A 20,625-nucleotide genomic window follows, 5' to 3' on the forward strand; every position below is an offset into this window, starting at 1 on the left:
TATAAATAAGATGGAATCGTTGTTACTTCCCAACCTTTAATGGTTTAAATAATATCGCATCAGCGACTACTACACCACCAGTTTTATTACCAATAATTTTAACAAAAGCCTTTCCTGTTCCTTTAAAAGTGTACTTACCCAATGACACCCACTCGCCCGAAGTTTGTCCAAGCACATTAATATCGGCTTTTACAATTGTATACTTATGGTGGTCAGCACCATCAAACACTTGAACTTCCGTTGTCGCAGCACCATTGTTTACTATCGGATGGTAGCTAAACAATTCATACTGACCAGCCTTCAAATTATTACCGTAAAAAGTAACAGATGCGGCGGCTTCACTTTTCTGATTGTGATAAAGTGCATTAGGTCCATATGAACGACCTTTTTTCAAGCCCCATTCGCCTTCAGTTTTTATATCTTTTGAAAGGTTATCAACAATCAGTTCGGGATAACTACCATCCAACAATGGATCCTTTTTCAACCGTTCGTTGATTTTACGATAATTAACATGCTGTACAGCGACTTTTTGATCTACTGCTAAAGTTGCCGCTACTGCCGCCACTTGTCCAAGCACCATAAATACCGGTTCCATCCTGATAGAGCCATAAGCGATGTGGCTGGCCGATAAGCAAACCGGTACAATCAGGTTACTGCATTCCTCTTCTTTGGGTATTAAAGCTCTGTAACTAATCGGATATGGCGACAAGCCCGGAATCTCCACATTACCCTCATTTTTAACCATGTGGTTAACAACCATCCGGTCCGTATTATGAGAGTCCATATTATAAGCCGCCAATGCAATTCCATCATCAGCTACGGATTCCCCTAAACAATCTGCCTGACTAACCACATATGCGCCCACCATCCTTCTGGCCTCCCTAATATAAGGCTGATGCGACCAGTTATTATTTCCCTTAAATTCATCTTTTGGATAACCCCACTGCAACATTTCGTTTCTAAGCTCCAGGGGCACCCTTTTATCGTGGCCAAAAAAGTACAATAAGCCCTGTGTATACAGTGTCAAATCCTCAATGTATTTTTTTCTAACAGCATAATTTCCATCCGGATAGGCAAAATTAAGACCAATCATATCTGTAGAAAACCCATTGCGATTGTTGATATCTGTTTTGCGATTAGGCATTCTACTCCAAATAAAATAATCATCCAGTTTTACCTTTTTTTTCTGTTTCTCCATTAACCTTAGCAATAGTTCAAATTGTGTGCTGTCATATCCTTTTGGCTTCTGTATATCTATGCGGTTATTAGGATCGTCCGTCAAACAAATTCTATAATTATAAGATTGAACTTTATGATCTCCTGAACCTTGTGGCATTAAGCGATTTTTGCTCACTCCCCAAATTAATCCGCTTGTAGAATCACCTTTAATGCGATATGGATCAATTTGATCCGGAAACTGATGTCCATCCAACAACTGAACCCCATTATAGATTTCCTTATATTTTGAATTCGCCTCACGTCCTACAGTGTACGACACCTTTGCCTTTGCCATTAAATCGCCCTCATAACTACAGTCTATAAAGACTTTAGCATTTACAACTTTATGCTTCAGTTTTGAAGCTCCCGCAGAGGGCTCAATTGTGATGGATTTAATCACATTGTTAACCTTGGTCAAGCCCGAAAGCCGATAATTATACACAACATTTACACCAGCCCGATTAACGTAATCCTTAAAGATATTTTCCGCCACATGTGGCTCGAAAATCCATTGTTCAAGCTTTCCATAATGTGATCCGATTCTGCGGTAAAAATCTTTGGAAAGACCGCTCACCACATTCTTATTCCCTATATCTGTAAAACCTAGTCCACCGGAAGTTAATCCACCCAAATTTTTTCCAGGCTCAATCAACAAAACTGTTTTCCCCAGTTTTTTTGCACTATAGGCCGCAATTACACCGGCCGAGTTGCCACCGTAGATACAAACATCAACCGTATAGCTCTCCGCTTTCTGGGCATTGGAGAATTGTATGTTTGAAAAGAAAATTATCGAAAGGATCAGTAATCTTTTAAAAAAAATGGAATTCATCATTAGTTTCATTGAGTGTCGTTTAATTGATTAATTTATAGCTGATCACATCTGCGCGTAATGGATTTTCAGCCTTTTCCGCAGTTAGCTCCACATAACTATTAGTGCCCCTTGGCAACTTGTAAGTACCCAAATCAAACCATTTCCCCTGATTAGCAAATTGATCTACCTGGATTGTCTTTACGTTTTTGCCGCCTACGTAAACGGTATAAAGGGCATTTCTGGTTGCATTAATTTTTAATGCGGAATTAGATGGCAGATATACAGAGAGCTGATAATCCCCGGGTATCGCAATTGCAGATTTCCAGGTCGCCTTAGCTTCAAGATCAGCTTTCGCCACTACTCGTGTCCTTTTACCATCCTGGCCCTTGACTTCTTCTATCGCCGGAAACCATTTTCCAGCAGATTCCGTATAACCTCCAACATAAAACCCATAGTTTAATTTTATCCGACTGCTGGCATTGAGCACATACTCTTTAACAAACGGCGACTTCAATTGTCCTCTAATATAAACCGGGTTTTCATCCAATGTTAGAGAAACTACCCCATTTACCGCCTTATAAGTTTTAAGGTTGCCCATCACATCAACAATATCGATGGAGGCTTCCTTAGGATAAAGATGAACACCCGTACCGGAAGGGGAATACATTACCCGAATATCCTGTCCGGCTTTGTTAAACTTATAAGCGTAAATTAAGCCTGGGGAAACCGCTTCTTCCTCAACAAACTTTGCCCCGGATAATTCACGGGTCAACGCCGCATAAGTTGCGAAACCGGGCTTAGGCGTATAAGCACCCAAAGTATCATCTTGATGCCTGATTAAACCATAAGCACCTTCCCTATCAAACAAAGTAGATTTATTCTGCAAATTATAAATGCCTATTTTTTGGATACCATTTGCTAATGCAGTCACAATTCTTCTTGGTAAATAATTGGCCTGCTCTTTCTCTGTAAATGTATAAGATGTAAATCCGGTTTCCGATAGGTTTATAGGGATTAACTTGTCACCATTATGGGATTTCAGAATCGCTTTATGCCTGTTTATCTCCTGTTCAATCGCTTCAGGAACAGATTTGTAAGAATGAAAAGCATACTCATCCATATACTTCATCCCCCCTTTTTGTAAGATTTTAGTTAGAAACTGATCCGTAGCAAGTTCGCCCAATACAATACCACTGATCTTCACTTTTGGGAACTCGGGATGAACCAGTTCATAAGATGTTTTTAAAAGATTGAAGTAAAAACTGGTCTTTTCATCTACTGTGATCAAGCCTTTGGAAAAGGTAGCAATATCGGGTTCATTCCAGATCTCGATATCAGTAATGGAAGGATAATGCCCTAGTAACTGCTTTACGTAATTGGCAAAAGCCAATTGCGCTGGTTCAGAAACAGGCGCCAGGCCATTATCATAAAGTGGATTGTACAAAGCACAAACAACATAAGGTTTCATACCATTCAGTGCAAGCAAGGAAATGAACTGATCTTGTTTGTCAGTAAATTTATAAACCCCTTTCTGCTTTTCGATGGCATCCCATCTGATCGCATCACGAACATATTTTACACCCATTTTTTTGGCAATAGGAATCAATATTTCAGCCGACTGCCAGGAATGTGTTTGCCCCATAAAGGCTGACTCGCTGACTTTACTCAGGTCGAAATTTGAAACCACGGCAAAAGATGTTGCTTTTAGCCCTGTACTCAATCCATTTTTCTTTGCATCAACCATAAGCTTAAACCAGCCAAGTCTTTTAGGGGCAATGCTAAGTGCGACTGTATTGGCAACAACTGCATTTTTCCCCGACAGCACTTTATTGTCCCAATAGTCATAACAGGCCCATTCAATCGAATCAGCAGCTACCTGGATAGTAAAGTTCTTTGAATCATTTGCATAAAAAATATTCCCCGGCACTGTTTGCAGGATACTGATCTGGCCAGGTTTTGCTTCTTTAGTGACTGGCTCCTGTTGTCCATAAGCAAAACCCAGGTTTAGCAAACAAAGTTTCACAGCAACAACCAGTGAAACGCATCGGCATCTCACTAATAAAAAATCTATGTTCTTCATTAGTATCCTGGATTTGGTGTTAACAGTTTATTTAAGGAAAGGTCATAGCTTGGAATTGGTAATAACAGATTCCGTTCGGTGACCATTCTTGATGCCGTGGTGATGGTTAAGTTATTACCTCCATTGGCAATGGCATAGGCCAAAAAGGTTTTCATGTCCTGCACAAAATTACCCCAGCGAATCAAATCTGGCCTTCTTAAAGCTTCAAAACAAAGCTCTCTCGACCGTTCCGCTTTAATGGCTTCAAGAAATTTATCCGGTTGGAGCCCTGGTGTCAGGGCCGAATTTACAGTAGGATTTGGTGGCGTTGGCAACATCAATCCATAAGCTCTTTTTCGTACTTCATTAATTGCATCGTACGCAACTTTTGTCGGTCCGTTCACTGCATTTTCAGCTTCTGCAAGCATCAACAAAACGTCACTATATCGCAACATTGGGAAGTTCTGTGGTGTGTAATTGGAATTTTTAGGTACAACCTCTTCGTATTCTCTCCTCCATTTTCCGGCACACATTAACCATGGACTGGTAACAGCGGTTTTCTTTGCAACGGCTGCAGATCCATAATTGTAATTTGCACAATTCCAATCTCTTCTTAAATCATAAGATTCTTTATTTGGCGTTGTTGTACTTGTTGGATTGATCTGATAAAGATCAAATAGCTTTCTGGTAGCCACGATGCTCCCTGTACTGTAACCTACAGAATTGTCTGAACACCTGATGCCGCAAAAGCGACCTGCATAGGTACCACCCTTGTTTGCAAATCCATTGTTATCTCTAAAAAACTCAAGCTCCCATAGATTTTCTTTTACATCGTATTTATTTTTCGCATAATTGATAAAAACCTGGCTATAGTCTGGATTTAAAGCATGTTCTTTTGAGTCCACCACTTTCTGTGCCCAAAACAAAGCATCCTCATACTTGTCTGTCTGCATTAGCGGAAAGCCTGCCATATACAGATATACCCTTACCAACATGCCCTGTGCGGCAGTTTTGGTTATTTTACCAGAATACCCCAATGAAGTGACCGTCTGCGTTTGAAGTAGGGTTTCTGCCGTGGTCATGTCTTTCACAATCTGTGCATAAACATCCTTTGTTGGCGTTCTTGCTATATTAACATCCTTTACAGAAGCAGTAGGCGTAAGTTTTAAAGGAACATCTCCGTAATTACTCACCAGCAAAAAGTAGAAATATGCCCTTAAAAACAAAGCTTCGCCTTTAATGATACCTCTTTTGGTCTCATCCATCTCTGGATTATCAATGTTGGCCAACAACATATTTGCCCGTTCAATACCAATGTAACTGCTGTTCCAAAGTACATTTACCTTTGTATCTGTAAAAGTATATTGGTAAGAAGTGACTAAATCAATACTGAAGCCATAAGATTCATCTGTATTGGTATTAAACATATACAAATAGTTATTCCCATAACAGTCCGCATCAATCAGCTGTGAATAAACACCATTTAATGCCATCTGGAGTTCGGCAGCATTGGAATAGAAAAATTCCGGAACCACAAAATCCGTGGGCTTGGTATCTAACAGCTTCGAGCAGGAAAAATTAAAAAACAAAAGCGTTGTGAGGATAAAAAATATTTTCTTCATGATCGTTTAATTAAAGAACCAGGTTTAATCCAAAAGTTAGCATTCTGGGACGGGGGTAAGCTGAGTAATCAAAGCCCGGCGTAAGGGCAGAATTACGAATGGAGACTTCAGGATCAGGTCCGGAATAATTGGTCCAGGTAAATAAATTTTGTGCAGAAGCAAACACCCGAAGCGACTTTATAGAGAGCTTCTTCGCATACGCCTCTCCAATCTTGTAGCCCAGTGTAACCGTTTTAAGCCGGAGATAAGATCCATCTTCAATGACCCTGCTCGAGAAGGCGAACGGCCCTTGTCCACCTGTCCTAAACAAGGTGTTACTTGGATTATCAGGCTGCCACCTGTCTGCCCAGTTCTCAAACTGGTTCAGCGATATCGTATTTTTTCCATTCCCTTCAAAAACCAATCTATTGGCATTCAGGAGGTCATTACCATAAGACCATTGAAAAAAGACATTGAGATCAAAATTCTTATATGTAAAGTCATTTACGAAACCTCCGGTATGAAGCGGAACACCTTTTCCGATGGTAGTAATATCACTCGCATTCACAACCAGATCGCCGTTAAGATCCTTATACTTAATGTCGCCCGGCTTAACATTTGCACGTGCAGTACCATTTGTCGTCACCGTGCTTTTAAGCACATAGTTGCCTGGTGTTGGCTGATCAAAATCGCTGTATTGGTATACACCATCCCATAAATAACCACGCATCTGTGCAACAGGCTGTCCTTTTTGCGCAGTATAGGCAAACAATGAATTGTAAGAAAAATCAAATAATACTGGGCTTAATATTTCCTGCTGATTTTCTGTCAATTCCAGCACCTTGTTTCTGTTGAAACCAATATTAAAACTCGTTTTCCAGTTAAAGTCTTTTGTACTCACATTGACTGTAGTCAAGGTAAATTCCAATCCTTCATTCTGTACTTTCCCTACATTTTTAAAAGCAGAGCCAATTCCCATCGTGAAAGGAAGATTTGCCAGTAACAATAAATCTCTGGTTGTTTTCCTATACACATCTGTAGTTAACATCACCCTATTTTTAAACAATCCAAGATCGTAACCTATATTGGTCTGGGCTGTTGTTTCCCATTTCAAGTCAGGGTTGCCCATTGAATTGAGTTGTGAACCTGTAGAAGTTGCTCCATTGTTATAGGAATACCCCGGTAACACGCCCAATGTGATCTGCGATAAATAACCAAAGTCGGCAATCCTATTGTTACCTGTTAAGCCATAACTTACCCTTAATTTTGCTTCTGATATAAAGTTCATCTTGACAAAGAAATCTTCCTTGTTCATATTCCAGGCGATGGATGCCGAAGGAAAAGTTCCCCAGCGATGACCGGGAGCAAACTTGGAAGAGCCATCAGCACGAATTGAAGCTGTTAACAGGTATTTTGACTTATAGTCGTAATTTACCCTACCTAAAAATGAGGCCAGGCCCCAACGAGAACTCATAGATACAGCAGATAATAAGGCCGACTGATCTAGTCCATCAAGTCCAAGTGCTTCATTTGGCACTTGTGTGGCACTAAATCCATAGCGGCCCGACTGTAAACCTTGCATGGTGTAACCTCCCAATGCAGTTAGGTTATGTCCACCTTTAAAGGTTTTCTTATAGTCTAGTGTATTCTCATTTAACCACGAGTTAGAAACAGCAGTATAGATAGATCCATTTACCCCAAAAGTATTGTAGATACTTCCTCTACTGGTCATAGAATTAAAAAAGGCTTCTGTTTTTCTGGTATTTCTAGTTATCCCGCCTGATATGCGCAGACTAAGATTAGGAGTTATCGAATAGACCAGTACACCGTTAGCAATCAGGTTGTCTGTTATGGCATTTAAGACCTCATTTTTTGCAGAGATCACAGGATTTACCCGATAGTCGGCAAAAAGATTACCTTCTAAGGAAGGGTCTATCAGATTATCCAATAATGCAGCATCGTTATCATTACCTGTAACAGGCCTATAACCCCAAACGGCATAAAAAAGGTTGTTACTATATGACACATTTGAGGTTGGTTCTGATGGACTTACTCCATAAGATTTACTGTTGCTATAATTGACGTTCACGCTAGCTCTCAACTTTTTGCTGATGGTCTGATCCAGGTTCATCCTACCCTGGTAGCGTTGAAATCCCGAATTGATCACAATACCCCGCTGATCAAATATATTTCCAGAAATGGCGTACCTGGTCTTGTCATTTCCTCCCCTTAATGAAATGGAATAATTTTGAACAGGCGCGGTTTGATATATGAGGTCCTGAAAATCGATCCCTTTTACATCTTTGTAACTATCTAAAGTTTTGCCTTGTGTTAGGTAAGTCTGGGGAGCAATTGTTGGATTAAGTTCCAACTGGTACTTCACAAATTCATATGGACTTAACATATCCATTTTTTTAACGACGTTCTGCAGGCCATAATAGGCATCAAACCCAAGCGTAGGCATTCCTGTTTTCCCTTTTTTTGTGGTAATGATGATTACACCATTTGCTCCCCTGGCGCCATAAATAGCGGTCGAAGAGGCATCTTTAAGTACACTGATTGATTCAATATCTGTAGGGTTTATGGAGTTATTCATCCCATCTTCCAGTGGAAAACCATCCACGACATATAATGGCGAATTGTCCTGCGTGATTGAACCGTAGCCCCTGATGACAATGTTATTTACGCCACCGGGCTGACCATCGTTTCCTGAAACGTTAACACCGGCAACTCTTCCTGCCAATGCCTCGTCATAAGATTTAACGGAGGCCTTGTTGAAGTCTTTCATATTAACTTCTGCCACAGAACCTGTCAAATCAGTTCGCTTTACCGTACCGTAGCCAATCACCACCACTTCGTTTAAATCCGTTTTTTTCGGTTTCAATGCAACATTGATGGTCGTTTTTCCAGCGATAGGAAGTTCTTGCGTATCAAAGCCGACCATAGAAAAAACCAGTATCGCATTTTGGTCCTGAACAGTTATTTTGTATGCCCCAACTTTATTACTGGTCGTAAAAATCTGCGAATTTTTCAGTCTAACCGTGGCACCGTATAAAGGCTGATCATCGACATCTCTAACAATTCCCGTGACTGAAATTTGTTGCAGCGATGGAGCGACAGCCATTTTAGGTGTAATTAAAATTGTCCGTTTATCAATTTTGTAAGTAAAAGGCTGGTTTAGAAAGCATTTATTTAAGGCGTCTTCCAAGGAAACATCTTTAATATTAATGCTAATCTGTTTTGCCTTATTGATGAGGTCGACATCATAAAATATGCTATATCCACTTTGGTGACGAATGTCATTCAGCGTTTCTTTCAGTGAAGCGTCTTTTTTATTTAAAGTGATTCTCTGTGCTACCGAAGCAGCACTCAATGCATTCAAGGAGATCAGACAGAGAAGATAGGACAGTCTCATAATCAGCAAAAATTTAGGGTGAAAGTAGCAATACCTCCCGCATCTGATTGCAGTAGTTTTTTTATACATTTGAATGTTAGGTTTCTTAAATATTTGGTTGATTGAAAAGCGATCATTAGGCTACTTAACAGCGGCTACAATTAGCTACAAGTCGGGAGCGGTGGTACGCTCCTGACATTTGTTAAATTCCTATGATTTATTAGGTACCCGTTAATTCATAAGAATCACCCTCCTTCCTTGGATTTTATAGTTAATGCCCCCGGTTATTTTCATGTATTCAAGTAACTCTGTGATGTTCTTATATCTGGACGTGGTTCCGCCGAATTTTTTACTTTGCACGTCGCCCTGGTATTCCACATCAACGTCATACCAGCGACTGGCTATTTTCATTACTTCTTTTATACTTAGGTCTGCAAATACAAAGGATCCTTTTGTCCAACCCATAACTTGTTCGATGTTGGCATCCTGTACGGAAAGGGTGTTTACACCTGATCTTGAAATCCCTTGTTGCCCTGGTTTAAGCAAAGCAGTAACGGTTCCTTTATTTATACTAACGGAGCCCTCAAGTAAGGTAGTAGTTATCGCTGGATCATCCGGATAGGATGAAATGTTGAAATGGGTACCCAAAACTTTAATTTCAATATCACTTGTTTTTACCACAAAAGGCATTGCTTTCCTTTTTGCAACTTCAAAATAAGCCTCACCTTTAAGCTCCACATTTCTTTGCTTACCATTAAACTGTGTTGGATATGTTAAGGAGGATGCAGCGTTCAATAAAACTTTAGTTCCATCAGGTAAAATCACTTCATATTGTCCCCCTCTTGGGATGGTTATGGTATTGAACAAAGTTTGAGGATTGGCATCCTTATTTTCAACCTGATAAGCCAGTTCCCCATTGGCTTTCTTAACAATTTTAGTTGAACCCTGGTTGGTCAATACCCCGTTATCAGCATCCGACAAAACGATTTCCTTTCCGTTACTTAAAGTCAGCACGGCCTTATTTGAACCCGGCGAAATATCATTCCCCTTTAAATTCGCAGTTTGCACTACAGGAGCCGGGGTTTTAGCCTCATAAAAATAACTTCCAACAGCCAATAGCAGCAATATAGAAGCTGCCATGGACCAAATTTTATAATAGTGTTTCCGTTTTGGCTGAACATGCTCTTCTTCTGCATCTATACGGGTTTGAATCTTTTGCAGTATGGATTGCTGAAATTTACTTTCTTCCTGATCAGACAGTTCAAGCTCAGATAGGGCTTCTAATCTTTTATAATATTCTTCCAACAGGCGCTGTTCTTCTTGCGTAGTTTGCCTGTTGATATATTTGTCCAATAAAATTAAAAAGCGTTGTTTTTCCATGGGGCCATTATTGTCCGTTTATTATAAGTATAAAAAACATGGCGACACCCTACGCAAAAAGAAAAAATAATTTAAAAAAATGAGGTATGGGCTTTGATCTGGCTATAAAAGAGATTTCAACGCTAATAATTAATCAGCACAATGAGGCATGAGCTGAGGGTTAAACTGTTGCGAATATGCTTTAATGATTTACTCAAACGCTTTTCTACAGTCTTTTCAGAGATGTTCAGCAAGGCAGCAATCTGTTTATAGGTCATTTGCTCTTCCCTACTCAAACGAAAGGCTTCCTTACAATCATCAGGTAAAGATTCAATAATGTTTTGTAACAGTTCCTGCTGCTCTTTAAAAAGTAAAGGATTGTCGGCAATTATATCAGTGGTAACCAAGGCCAGGCGATTATAAAAAGAATCATCGTGTTTTTGTTCGCGGATCGCCTGAAACACGCTAAACCGGGTGGCTTGCTGCAGATATGCTTTCAAGTTTAAAATTTTTGTTTCTTCACGGCGTTTCCATAAACTGAAAAACACGTTCTGCACGATATCTTCAGCTGCGGCTGTATCGTTGAGGACACGATACGCAGTACGAAAAAGCAGCTTCCAATAAGTATTGTAAATGGTTGTAAAAGCAGTTTGATTCCCCTGCTGCAGTAAAGCAGTTAAATCAGTATCGTCAATATGGCGGTTGTCAACCATTAACTATTAGCTCGTTATTACAATTTGGTTAGAATAGAAATCAATATTAATTATTTTTTCCGGTTATTCGTAACCCACTGCAAAGTATTATCCTCGAGCAAGATGAAAACATCATATTGTTTCAGATGTGCGTCGCATTTCCCCCCTTAACTTGCCGTTATTGTGCATTTGAATGTAGGTAGCATTACATTAACTTTGAATAGAATTTAAGGAGAAAAATTATGGCAGAAAATAAGTTAATAAGAATGGACAATATGGGCATCGTTGTGGAATCACTCGATAATGCCATCCCTTTTTTTACGGAGATAGGCCTAAGACTTGAGGGAAGAGCTACCATTGAAGGTGAATGGGCTGGTCGTGTTACCGGACTGGGAGATCAGCACGTGGAGATCGCCATGATGGTTACCCCCGATGGTCACAGCCGTCTGGAGCTATCGCAATTCCTCCACCCTACTACTGTTTCAGACCACCGTACAGCCCCCGTGAACTCGCTCGGTTATTTACGTGTCATGTTCACCGTTGAAGACATTGACGAGCTGCTATCCAGACTCAGCAAACATGGTGCTGAGCTCGTTGGCGAAGTGGTTCAATATCAGAATTCCTACCGACTGTGCTACATTCGCGGGGCAGAAGGAATTCTGATCGGTCTGGCAGAGGAACTTGGTAATAAACAAACCTAAAATATTCAATCTACTGCTAAATAAAAAGGTCTTGGGATATTAATCCCAAGACCTTTTTATGTGTCCTTTACTGGACTATTCTCGAATCAGTTTTTGGATAAAAGTGTTCTGTATTCAACACTATTTAGTGTTTAGCTCATAATAATGTAGTTTATTAATCCATTCTTTCCATAAATATTGAGCCTTCTGCTGCAAGTGCTCTGATGCCATTTCAAATTCTGTTCGTGTATCAGATGTATTCGAACTATACGCCGTATAGAAACATATATAAAAAGCACTGCGCTCCACTATTTTCTTTGATAAACCTAAAAATCCACGCTCTAAATCTCTCCATTCTACAAGTTCATATCTTATACCTAAGTCTTCGGATTTTAAATGGATGTAAAAAAATGAATCGTATATTTCCTCAGTCTCAGTTCTTTTTGTTCTAAGTTCAAAACCAATGTACATGTCTTTCTCAACCCATGCTGATGACGAAGGCATTTTACTATTGGTTACTAAATTTAAAATCTGCTTTAAATATTTAGCGTTTTCTTCCTTTTCTTTTAAAGGATAATCAAAAAATCTTAAAGGCTGAGTTTTATAAAGCGAAACAACTATTTCATCGAAGTTCTGCCCAGCATTTATTATATTCAAATTAGTTTTAGCATCATCAACTACATCGCTTATATAACCTAATTGAGTGTTAGCAAACTTCTCGGTAATTAGTTTAAAATACTTTTGAGCCTCATTTTTATCGTTTAACCCCAGATGAGCATGAGCCATAAAATAGTAATTAAAACTCTCTGCTTTTTCACTTTGCATTTTTTGATAAACCGGATTGCTAAATAAATTACTTACATAACTGATACTTTGATGGTGCATGCCCTTAGCCATTAAAAAATTGAAGAATACAATGGCCGTATCCAAAACGACACCTACAATTGTTTTATGTTCATCTCCGTTTTCTTCAAATTTTTGGATAGTTTGCTCATAGATTTGTTTTACCTGTTCATGTTTTTCTAATTGTCGGTAAGCAGTTATAAGATAAAACATAACTTTATACCATTTTTCAGCTTCCAGAATATTCTTATAATAATCGAAATTCGCAAGAACTTCAAGACAGAATTTCTCCAGATTCAGGGCACCTTCATTTCTCCATGAGATTTCCATTCCGTTATCTAAGTTTTCCCAAAAAGGAGAAACCTGGTAACCCTGCCAATGTATGTCTGATGCAAATTTACAATCGTCGTTAAGGTAGCTTTTGTGCTGATACCAGGACACTTGCTTAATTACGATGCCCAGATTATTGCAAAGCATTGCAAAAGTATGTGGTTCATTGTTAATCGATAAGCCCTTATTACTATTAAAGTAAGTATCAAATGCATGGTAGCCGGCTAAACCGTATTTTTTTGCCGTTTCATAATACATTTGTGCCGAATAATGATCGCTCTTATCTTGTGCCTCATTGCCCTTTTCCAGATAGGTAGTGAGTATATGATAGCAAACTGCGCCATCAGGATAAATTGGAAAATCGATACTTCGTAAATCTATATTTAAGTCTTCAGCAGTATCATAATACCTTTCAATCGCGACATCCTTTACCTCTTCAACTATTTCATAATATTTGGTCAAAGTATCGAAACCTTTTTTTGCATTCTTATCATTAAAGTAATAGTTGTTACTCAACATCCTCCAGGCTACGGCATTTGTTGGATTTTTTTCAGTTTCATTTATAATGATAGGCAGATATTTCGTCACAAACTCCTGACGGTTTTTATACCCAAATGCTGTTGGCATATCAAATGCAGTGGGATAAAATAAATTAAACAAATTCCAGTGCTTATTTAATTTCCCATGGTTAAACAACTCCTCTATCTTTTCTGCATAGTCTTTACACTCAACGGGGTCTGCTAACTCAAAATGAGCTGACAATAATTGCTCTGCCTCATCAAATCTTTCTGATTCCAGCAAAAGCATCCCAGCCTCATAATTTCTGGACGTCATTTTTGGGGAATGATTAAACGATTTCAGGTAATAATCGATCGCTTTGATTTCATCTCCTTTTTCTTGATGCAGATATGCCAATCGGCAATAAGTATCACCAAAAGCCTGGTCCTGCAAAGCGCAATTATCTTTTATGCCTGCAATATCAGCCAGTTTATTTTCCAAAGTTTCAATAGCAAGATCATTTAACGATAGTTTTTCCAGGTAAATATAGATCAACCAATCATACACTTGAAGCCTACAGGTTATATCGCCACTGGTTTTTAGTATAAGGGTACAATCATCTTGTATGGAAGAGATATTGTCAAAAACAGGGCTGTTATTTATCTTTATGCGCCATAACAATGCATCAAAATGATGCGGTTCTGTGCTTAGTATATTTTGAACTATTGTCAGAATATTTTCGCAGGTGTTTTTGTTTTCAATAGCTGACAACAAATCGTTTTCATGTGAAAAATCAAGCGTGTTATATAATTCTATGATTTGGTTAAGTTCGTTTGAAAAATTTTTCATTGAATGTGCATTTTCTAGGTAGAGGAAGTATAAAAAAACTAATTATCTCTTATAACGGTGATGTATCCTTTAAATTTCCTGATGCTACCCGTAAATTCTATTACATAATAATAGGTATCTTCATTAAGCGGATTCCCATTATAAGTTGCGTCCCAACTATTGTCGTATCCTTTCTTCGAATACAGCATGCGTCCGGCACGGTCAAATATCTTTATTAGGTTATCAGGATAGACGTCAATGTTTTCAACGATCCACTTGTCATTGTAACCGTCTCCATTCGGTGTCACGATATTGTTGGCAATGAGCTTAAGATCCTCGGCAACTTTAATGCTAAAGCTTTCTGTTATGGGACATCCAGTGGCATTCGTACCAGTCACTGTGTAAGTGATATTTTCTGTTGGCCTTACTGTCAATGTTGCCGTGTTCTGTCCGCTGATGATGCTGTTGTCTGCTATCCAAACATAAGACATTGCGCCACTGGCTGTCAGGACTACAATGTCTCCTTTACTGATGTCAGATCCTTTATTACTGGTAATAGCAATTACTGGTAAAGGGTTGACTGTAAGCACAAAGGTTTTTGAATAAGTATTGATGCCTCCATTTGCAGTTCCACCATCATCGGTAACAGTCACGGTAATATTAGCTGTACCCGTTCTTCCTTCTTTTATGCTGTAGCTTAGGGACGTATTGTTTTCCGAACCAGACATTTTTAAGTTTTGGAATAGCGTAGGGTTGTCACTGTTCACACTTAGGCTTACTGCCTGGTTTTTTTCCGGACCGGCACTAATTCCAGTAAGTAGTATTGTTTGCGATGCCCTGGTATAACAGACCGTCGAATTCGAGATGGAGGCCAGGGTTGGTGCTTCATTAACATCAGTTATTGTAATCGTAAATGCTTTTTCTAAGCTTAAACCATACTGCGTTGTAGTTTTTATCCTAATGTTGTACATTGACTTGCTCTCAAAATCAAGCGTATTTTTAGTAAATAATGAGTTGTCTTCTATAGAGAACAAAGCATTATCGGTATCGCCGATTCCCGTAACGAACGAATAAGTATAGGTTGCGGATGGGTCACCTGAAACGGAACTAAACGCTCCGGCTTTTGTTTTGGCAGGCCCATTTTCATAAACAATAGTGCTTTCCATGGTAATGTCAGTCGGTGCACCAGGTTTCACTTTCAGAATGCCGTTGACATATGTAAATTCGTAGTTGGAAGCAACAGCTCCTGAAACCAAAATTGGGTAATCACCTGCCGGGCTTGAGGTTGTTGCAGAAGTACTGGCGCTGGGGGCCTTATCCAGCACTTCTGGTGTCTCGTTGAAAACAAATCCCGCGTATTTCAGGGTTAGTGGCGGATTAGCTGTTCCTGCAAATTTCTCTTTGTTTTCAGCTGTTATGGTAAGCGTCGTTTTATGAATATCCAAAGATCGTGTAACAGGAGTGGCTGGTTTTACAGCTTCGTTTCCTAACTGGGTAGCGATGATCTGAACGCCGCCAGCTTTTAAAATATTAACTGTTTTGCCGCTAATACTTGCAATAGTTGGGTCACTGCTGGTATAGGTTAATGCCAGGCCAGAATCAGAACTTCCTGCCAGATCAAAAGCCTCTTGTCCGTATGTCTTTGCTAAAGGCTGATCAAAGGTGATCACCTGAGAAGCCATCGGTTTTGCAAATATTGAAGGCGACAGCGGACTTTCATTACCTACCTGATCTACGGCAGAAATTCGATAATAATAGGTGGTGCCGTTAATGAGTGTATTATGAAGAAATGTGATTCCGGGAGCAGGTATTGTGGTTAACAAAGTCGTCGGATTGTTTGCCGTACCTGCGTAGATTTTATAGGAGTCAAGATCGCTCTCCGTATTTGCCACCCAAGTTAAACTATTTTCAGCATTACCTGCAATAGCAGCAAAACTTGCTGGAATTGCAGGAGCAACTGCATCAACACGCACATTTGTGGTACTACCAACGCTATTTAGCGCCAAGTTTGCGTTATTACCTCCAGCATCGCGTATTGTGGCAGCATTAAGCCCCAGGCTTGCGCCAAGGGCTATACCATTCTGATCCAGATCGCCGGCAGCGATTGTATAACGGAAGGTCAGTGAATTGCTTCCAGTTCCGCCAACATAAATCGCCGAACGGTTAACACCATCCAATGTCAGACTTAATGACGGGCTGCCTGCCAGGGTGTTCAGGATCACGTTTTCATTATAATTGACAGTAAAATTCAGTTGATCACCACTTTTGTAAACGCCATTGGCTGGTACATTAACTGAAGTGATGACTGGGCCTGAAGCATCGAATGTCAGATTTAGTGTGTTAGAGGCTGTATTATTGTTAGCGCCGATATTTACCGCTACACCTGCAGGCACTTGTATGCTTATCAAACCATCCGCTATCGGTGTGATCAATACAGTGTAGGTAATATTATCCGCAGTTTGGAGATTACTAAGCGTGGCATTTGTCGCCGCTATATCCCCCCGCAGGAAACCAGTCACCGCCTCGCTGAAAGCGATGCTTGCTGTAAAAGCTTGGTTTATCGGTGAAGTGGCCGAAGTGGAGACGACTACCGTAGGGCTGGTTGTATTCACCAAGACGCCAGAAGTACTAGCTATATTATTTAGCGCAAGCAAGGCATCATTGCCTGCCACATCCTTAACTGTACCACCGTTCAGTATCAAAGCACCGACTGAAATTCCGTTCATATCCATATCGCCTGGTTGTATTGTATACCTGAAAGTGAGCGCTGTAGTACCCGTACCGCCGGTATAGACGGCTTGATAAGTTGTTGCTCCAATAACTATATTTACATGGGGTTTCCCGCCTGTTGCGTCTACATTTACGTTCTCATTGAAATTGACACTCAGCTGCAGCATATTGCCGGCGTTGTAAATGCCATTAGCAGGCACAACTACAGAAGTTACTAAAGGTTTTACGCCATCAATGACAATGTTGTGCTGTCCGGCGATGGAGTTCGCACTGCCCGGTACGGGAAGAGTCAATATTGCATTGTCACCTAATGCATTCCGTATAGTCCCGCCATTCAACGATAGCGCAAAAGTGGATGTATAATCCAGGTCGGCACTCAGGTCAGCCCCCTGCACGGTATAATTAAACGTCAGTGTATTGGATCCAGACCCGGAAAAATAAGTCGCCTGTCTGTCCGTGCTTCCTGTCTCCAACAACAGCTTAGGTAAACCACCTGTAATATCAACCATAACCGCTTGGTTAAAGGTGAGCGTTATGTTGATTTCGTCATTTAGGTTATAAATACCATCGGGGGTACTTGTATTTACCGTTACGATTTCCGGATTCAATACATTTACTGCGATATTAATTATGTCGTTGTCTGTCTGCGTACCACCCGATCCCGTTAATCCAAGGTCGCTTGTTGTAATCTGTATACTTGCCGCGCCGGTGTAGCCGTTTGTCGGTCTAAATGTCAATCCCCCAAGGGCAGTGTTAATATTGGAAATGGTACCATTAAAAGTCATGGTGCCATCCGCAGTCCCATCACCTATACTGAAGGACAATCCGGTAGTCCCTGCGAGTGTTATCAGACCATTACTGGCGGTCAATGTAACCGATACTGAACCGCTTCCTGCGTCTACATCACCGATCGAAATAAGGTTACCGTTGCCGGCACTAAAAACCAGGTCGACGTCTTGACCAACCGCCTGAGCAACCGGCACCGAATTAACCGGTGCATCGTTCACCGGTGTAATGTTGATATTGACTGTTCCAATGATGACATTCTGTGGCCCCCCAATGCCGGTATTACCGTTGTCATTGATGGACACTTGCACTACAGCGGCATTAGGGCCGCTGAGATCATGATTAGGCCTAAAATAAATGTTACTGGGAACATTGATGTAATTATTTAAGTCTGTCAAATTGCCCGTAAGTGTCAGATGGTTGGTTAAATGGCCTGTAACTGTTATGCCGGTTCCAGTCGCGATATCAAAAATTCCACCTGTAGCATTTAATGTTAATGTAAGTGCTCCCGATCCTGCATCAGGATCACTTATTGTAGCAGAAGAAATATCGAACGGGTCTTCTGTTGCATCTTCCGTCACAATAATATTTGAAGGCAGTCCTGTAATGGTCGGTGCGTCATTGATCCCTGTAATGGTTATGGTAACCGTCCCTGTAGCACATAGGCTTGGTGCTCCATTATCACAGACCTTGTATATAAAACTATCCGTGCCCGTATAATTTGCGCTGGGTGTATAGGTAAAACCACCATCGGCATTAAACACCATATTTCCATGAACGGGTGCAACAACCAGGGAGGCAATTAGTGGATCACCGTCAGCATCAGTATCGTTAGTCAATGCATTACCGGTTCCTGGTGTATCTTCCATAACCGTAATCTGATCGTTTACTGCCAGGGGTGGTTGGTTAAAGGCTCCAGTCGTTAATAGAACGAAATCGTTGTAACCTTTGAGTTTCGTCTTTGCACTTCCTTCTGCAGCCCACAGGCTTAATAGCATCAACGATAAGATAAACATAGGGATTGTTTTCATATTATCTTGTTTGGTTTGATGTCCAAAGGACACCTGGTTGTGTTGAGAATGTCTTGAAATTCGATCGAGGCTCGAATTTCATCTACGGGCTGTTCCTGCCATTCAAAGATGATGGCGGATAATGTTAACTTTTCGTAATAGTAGGGCTACTGATTCAACATATCGCTTTCAAGGTAGCGCACTGTCATTGGGTTTGATTTTGGGCTGGTGTTTTTACCAGCGATGGAAAAGAGGTTAATAAATGATTGTGTTGACATAATTTTATCTTTAATAGGGTGATTAAATAATAAACTATTCCAAAGGGAGCGAATGGAGATTCGTAAATGGTATAGATGTATATTGGTGAAAGCGATCCAATTAATTTTTGATAATTTGAGATTTGTATTAAAATATAATTTGTTCTAGTTCGAAAGAACTAAATATTGTAAAGGCAATTAATTTCTGTTTGACGGATCTAATTTATGTAATTTTTTTAAAAATTTTCAAGAGAAAATAATACACTAATATTCTTAATGTATTAATAATGATATGTTCCTCAAATGAGTTGCTGCAACGTATAACTCAAGTAATGATTCAGGGGGCTTATACGCCTATAGCTTTACAGTTTTGCGGACAAACTTAAAGGAAGATGAAAGAACAGTTATAATCAGCCATAACTATACACATATATACTTATGGCTGATTATAACCCTAAAGCTTAGCCTCCTACTTTTTTAATTCATCATTAACGATGTTAGCTGCCAGAATCAGGGTATGAAGATATTCGTAAAAAGCGATTAGATTAGCACGTTCATCGTTAGGTAATACAGATCTCTTAGTATAGAAACTTTGTTGGATCATTCTCCAGAGATATTCAAGACTATCATCAAGCGAATATGTTTCAAAAAATTCTTTTATTTTAGTTTTCACGAACGTGTCAAGCTCAGCTTTGGTTCCTGATGGTCTTTTGTGTAGAAATTGCTCGGGTGTATACATATGCTCATATTTTTTAAGTGTTAAAAAAATGAGTCTCTTAGGGATTTAAAGAAAGTTGTAGTGGGTTTTATCGGATAAAACAATGCACTATAGCTGAGCTCTAAATACCGCACTCACCGGCTTACCACAGCCCTGCCAAACGGATTTACAATAGAACCCACGACGCTATAGTGCACTGCGAAAGTACAACAATATTTGTCATGGGCATTAATCTATTGTCTCGTGGCACTATTGTGGTAATTTGTGAGTCGAGACTCTGAATTAATACCTCATTAAAGAAGTATGATATGGTATTGTTGTTTCTTTATTTCATTGGCTATCTTTTTAAGTGATTAGTTGTTGGATCTAAAATGTAAGGTTACAATGACTCTATTTCCTTTTGCTCATCTCCTGCTTGTCATTTAAGCAAACATCTCGATATAATTATTGATAAACCTCGCTAGACTGAAATTTGGTTGAAAACGCAGTATAATTACCTCACGACAAAATTAAATACTGCGGAGCTTGTATCAACTCTTTTATATTTCAGTCTTTTTCACTACGTCAATTCCTGAAAAGGATAAGACAACCTGTATAGCTGTACACGGATAAGATAGTCACCGGTCTGCCTAGTATAAAACTCCAAGTATAGTCCAAGTATACAGCAACTAAATACCAACTTTTTGTAAAAAAATATGGAGTATGATACCTATTTAATTTTTTTTAACTTGAAATTTTGTAATACGCTATCCGAACATTATCTTAGATCAGTTGTTTATTTATAAAAAACATATAGATCATGGCAAAATTC

Annotated in this window: 10 protein-coding genes; 1 reads left to right on the forward strand and 9 read right to left on the reverse strand. The window is 39.7% G+C overall.

Translation table 11 applies throughout. From position 1 onward, the window contains the following. Positions 1-22: 22 nt before the first annotated feature. The 6 genes from BLS35_RS26520 to BLS35_RS26545 form a co-directional block, all read right to left on the reverse strand. Entirely contained in the window at positions 23-2,059 is a 2,037-nt protein-coding gene (locus BLS35_RS26520; RefSeq protein ID WP_090787445.1) for an FAD-dependent oxidoreductase, read from the reverse strand. 10 nt (positions 2,060-2,069) lie between these two features. Then, positions 2,070-4,109: a golvesin C-terminal-like domain-containing protein gene (locus BLS35_RS26525; protein ID WP_132226080.1), complete on the reverse strand. Its 2,040-nt coding sequence runs from the start codon at positions 4,107-4,109 to the stop codon at positions 2,070-2,072. Further along, entirely contained in the window at positions 4,109-5,710 is a 1,602-nt protein-coding gene (locus tag BLS35_RS26530; RefSeq protein ID WP_090787451.1) for a RagB/SusD family nutrient uptake outer membrane protein, read from the reverse strand. Before BLS35_RS26530 ends, BLS35_RS26525 begins: the two co-directional genes overlap by 1 nt. A gap of 10 nt (positions 5,711-5,720) precedes the next feature. Next, the gene (locus BLS35_RS26535; protein WP_090787454.1) at positions 5,721-9,104 is read right to left on the reverse strand and encodes a TonB-dependent receptor; all 3,384 of its coding nucleotides are present in this window, start codon (positions 9,102-9,104) and stop codon (positions 5,721-5,723) included. A 210-nt stretch (positions 9,105-9,314) separates the two neighbouring features. Then, positions 9,315-10,463 carry a FecR family protein gene (locus tag BLS35_RS26540; protein WP_090787457.1) on the reverse strand — a complete coding sequence of 383 codons (1,149 nt, stop codon included), beginning with the start codon at positions 10,461-10,463 and terminating at the stop codon, positions 9,315-9,317. A 122-nt stretch (positions 10,464-10,585) separates the two neighbouring features. Beyond that, a complete protein-coding gene (locus tag BLS35_RS26545) occupies positions 10,586-11,155 on the reverse strand; it encodes an RNA polymerase sigma-70 factor (RefSeq protein WP_090787459.1) in 570 nt (189 codons plus the stop codon). A gap of 221 nt (positions 11,156-11,376) precedes the next feature. On the opposite strand from BLS35_RS26545, the gene BLS35_RS26550 reads away from it, so the two are divergent. Continuing rightward, positions 11,377-11,835 (forward strand): VOC family protein, encoded by a 459-nt coding sequence (locus tag BLS35_RS26550; protein ID WP_090787462.1) that lies wholly within the window; start codon positions 11,377-11,379, stop codon positions 11,833-11,835. 120 nt (positions 11,836-11,955) lie between these two features. Here the strand turns inward: BLS35_RS26550 and BLS35_RS26555 are convergent, their stop codons facing one another. From BLS35_RS26555 to BLS35_RS26565, 3 genes are all read right to left on the reverse strand, one after another. Further along, on the reverse strand, positions 11,956-14,334 hold the full coding sequence (locus tag BLS35_RS26555) for a tetratricopeptide repeat protein (protein WP_090787465.1): 2,379 nt from the start codon (positions 14,332-14,334) through the stop codon (positions 11,956-11,958). 38 nt (positions 14,335-14,372) lie between these two features. Continuing rightward, positions 14,373-18,860: a T9SS type B sorting domain-containing protein gene (locus tag BLS35_RS26560; RefSeq protein ID WP_090787467.1), complete on the reverse strand. Its 4,488-nt coding sequence runs from the start codon at positions 18,858-18,860 to the stop codon at positions 14,373-14,375. A gap of 705 nt (positions 18,861-19,565) precedes the next feature. Then, positions 19,566-19,835, reverse strand: a complete 270-nt coding sequence (locus BLS35_RS26565) for a hypothetical protein (protein ID WP_090787470.1) — start codon at positions 19,833-19,835, stop codon at positions 19,566-19,568. Positions 19,836-20,625: the final 790 nt, after the last annotated feature.

Origin of the sequence: Pedobacter sp. ok626 (genome assembly GCF_900100435.1) — a bacterium.
Lineage (GTDB): Bacteria > Bacteroidota > Bacteroidia > Sphingobacteriales > Sphingobacteriaceae > Pedobacter.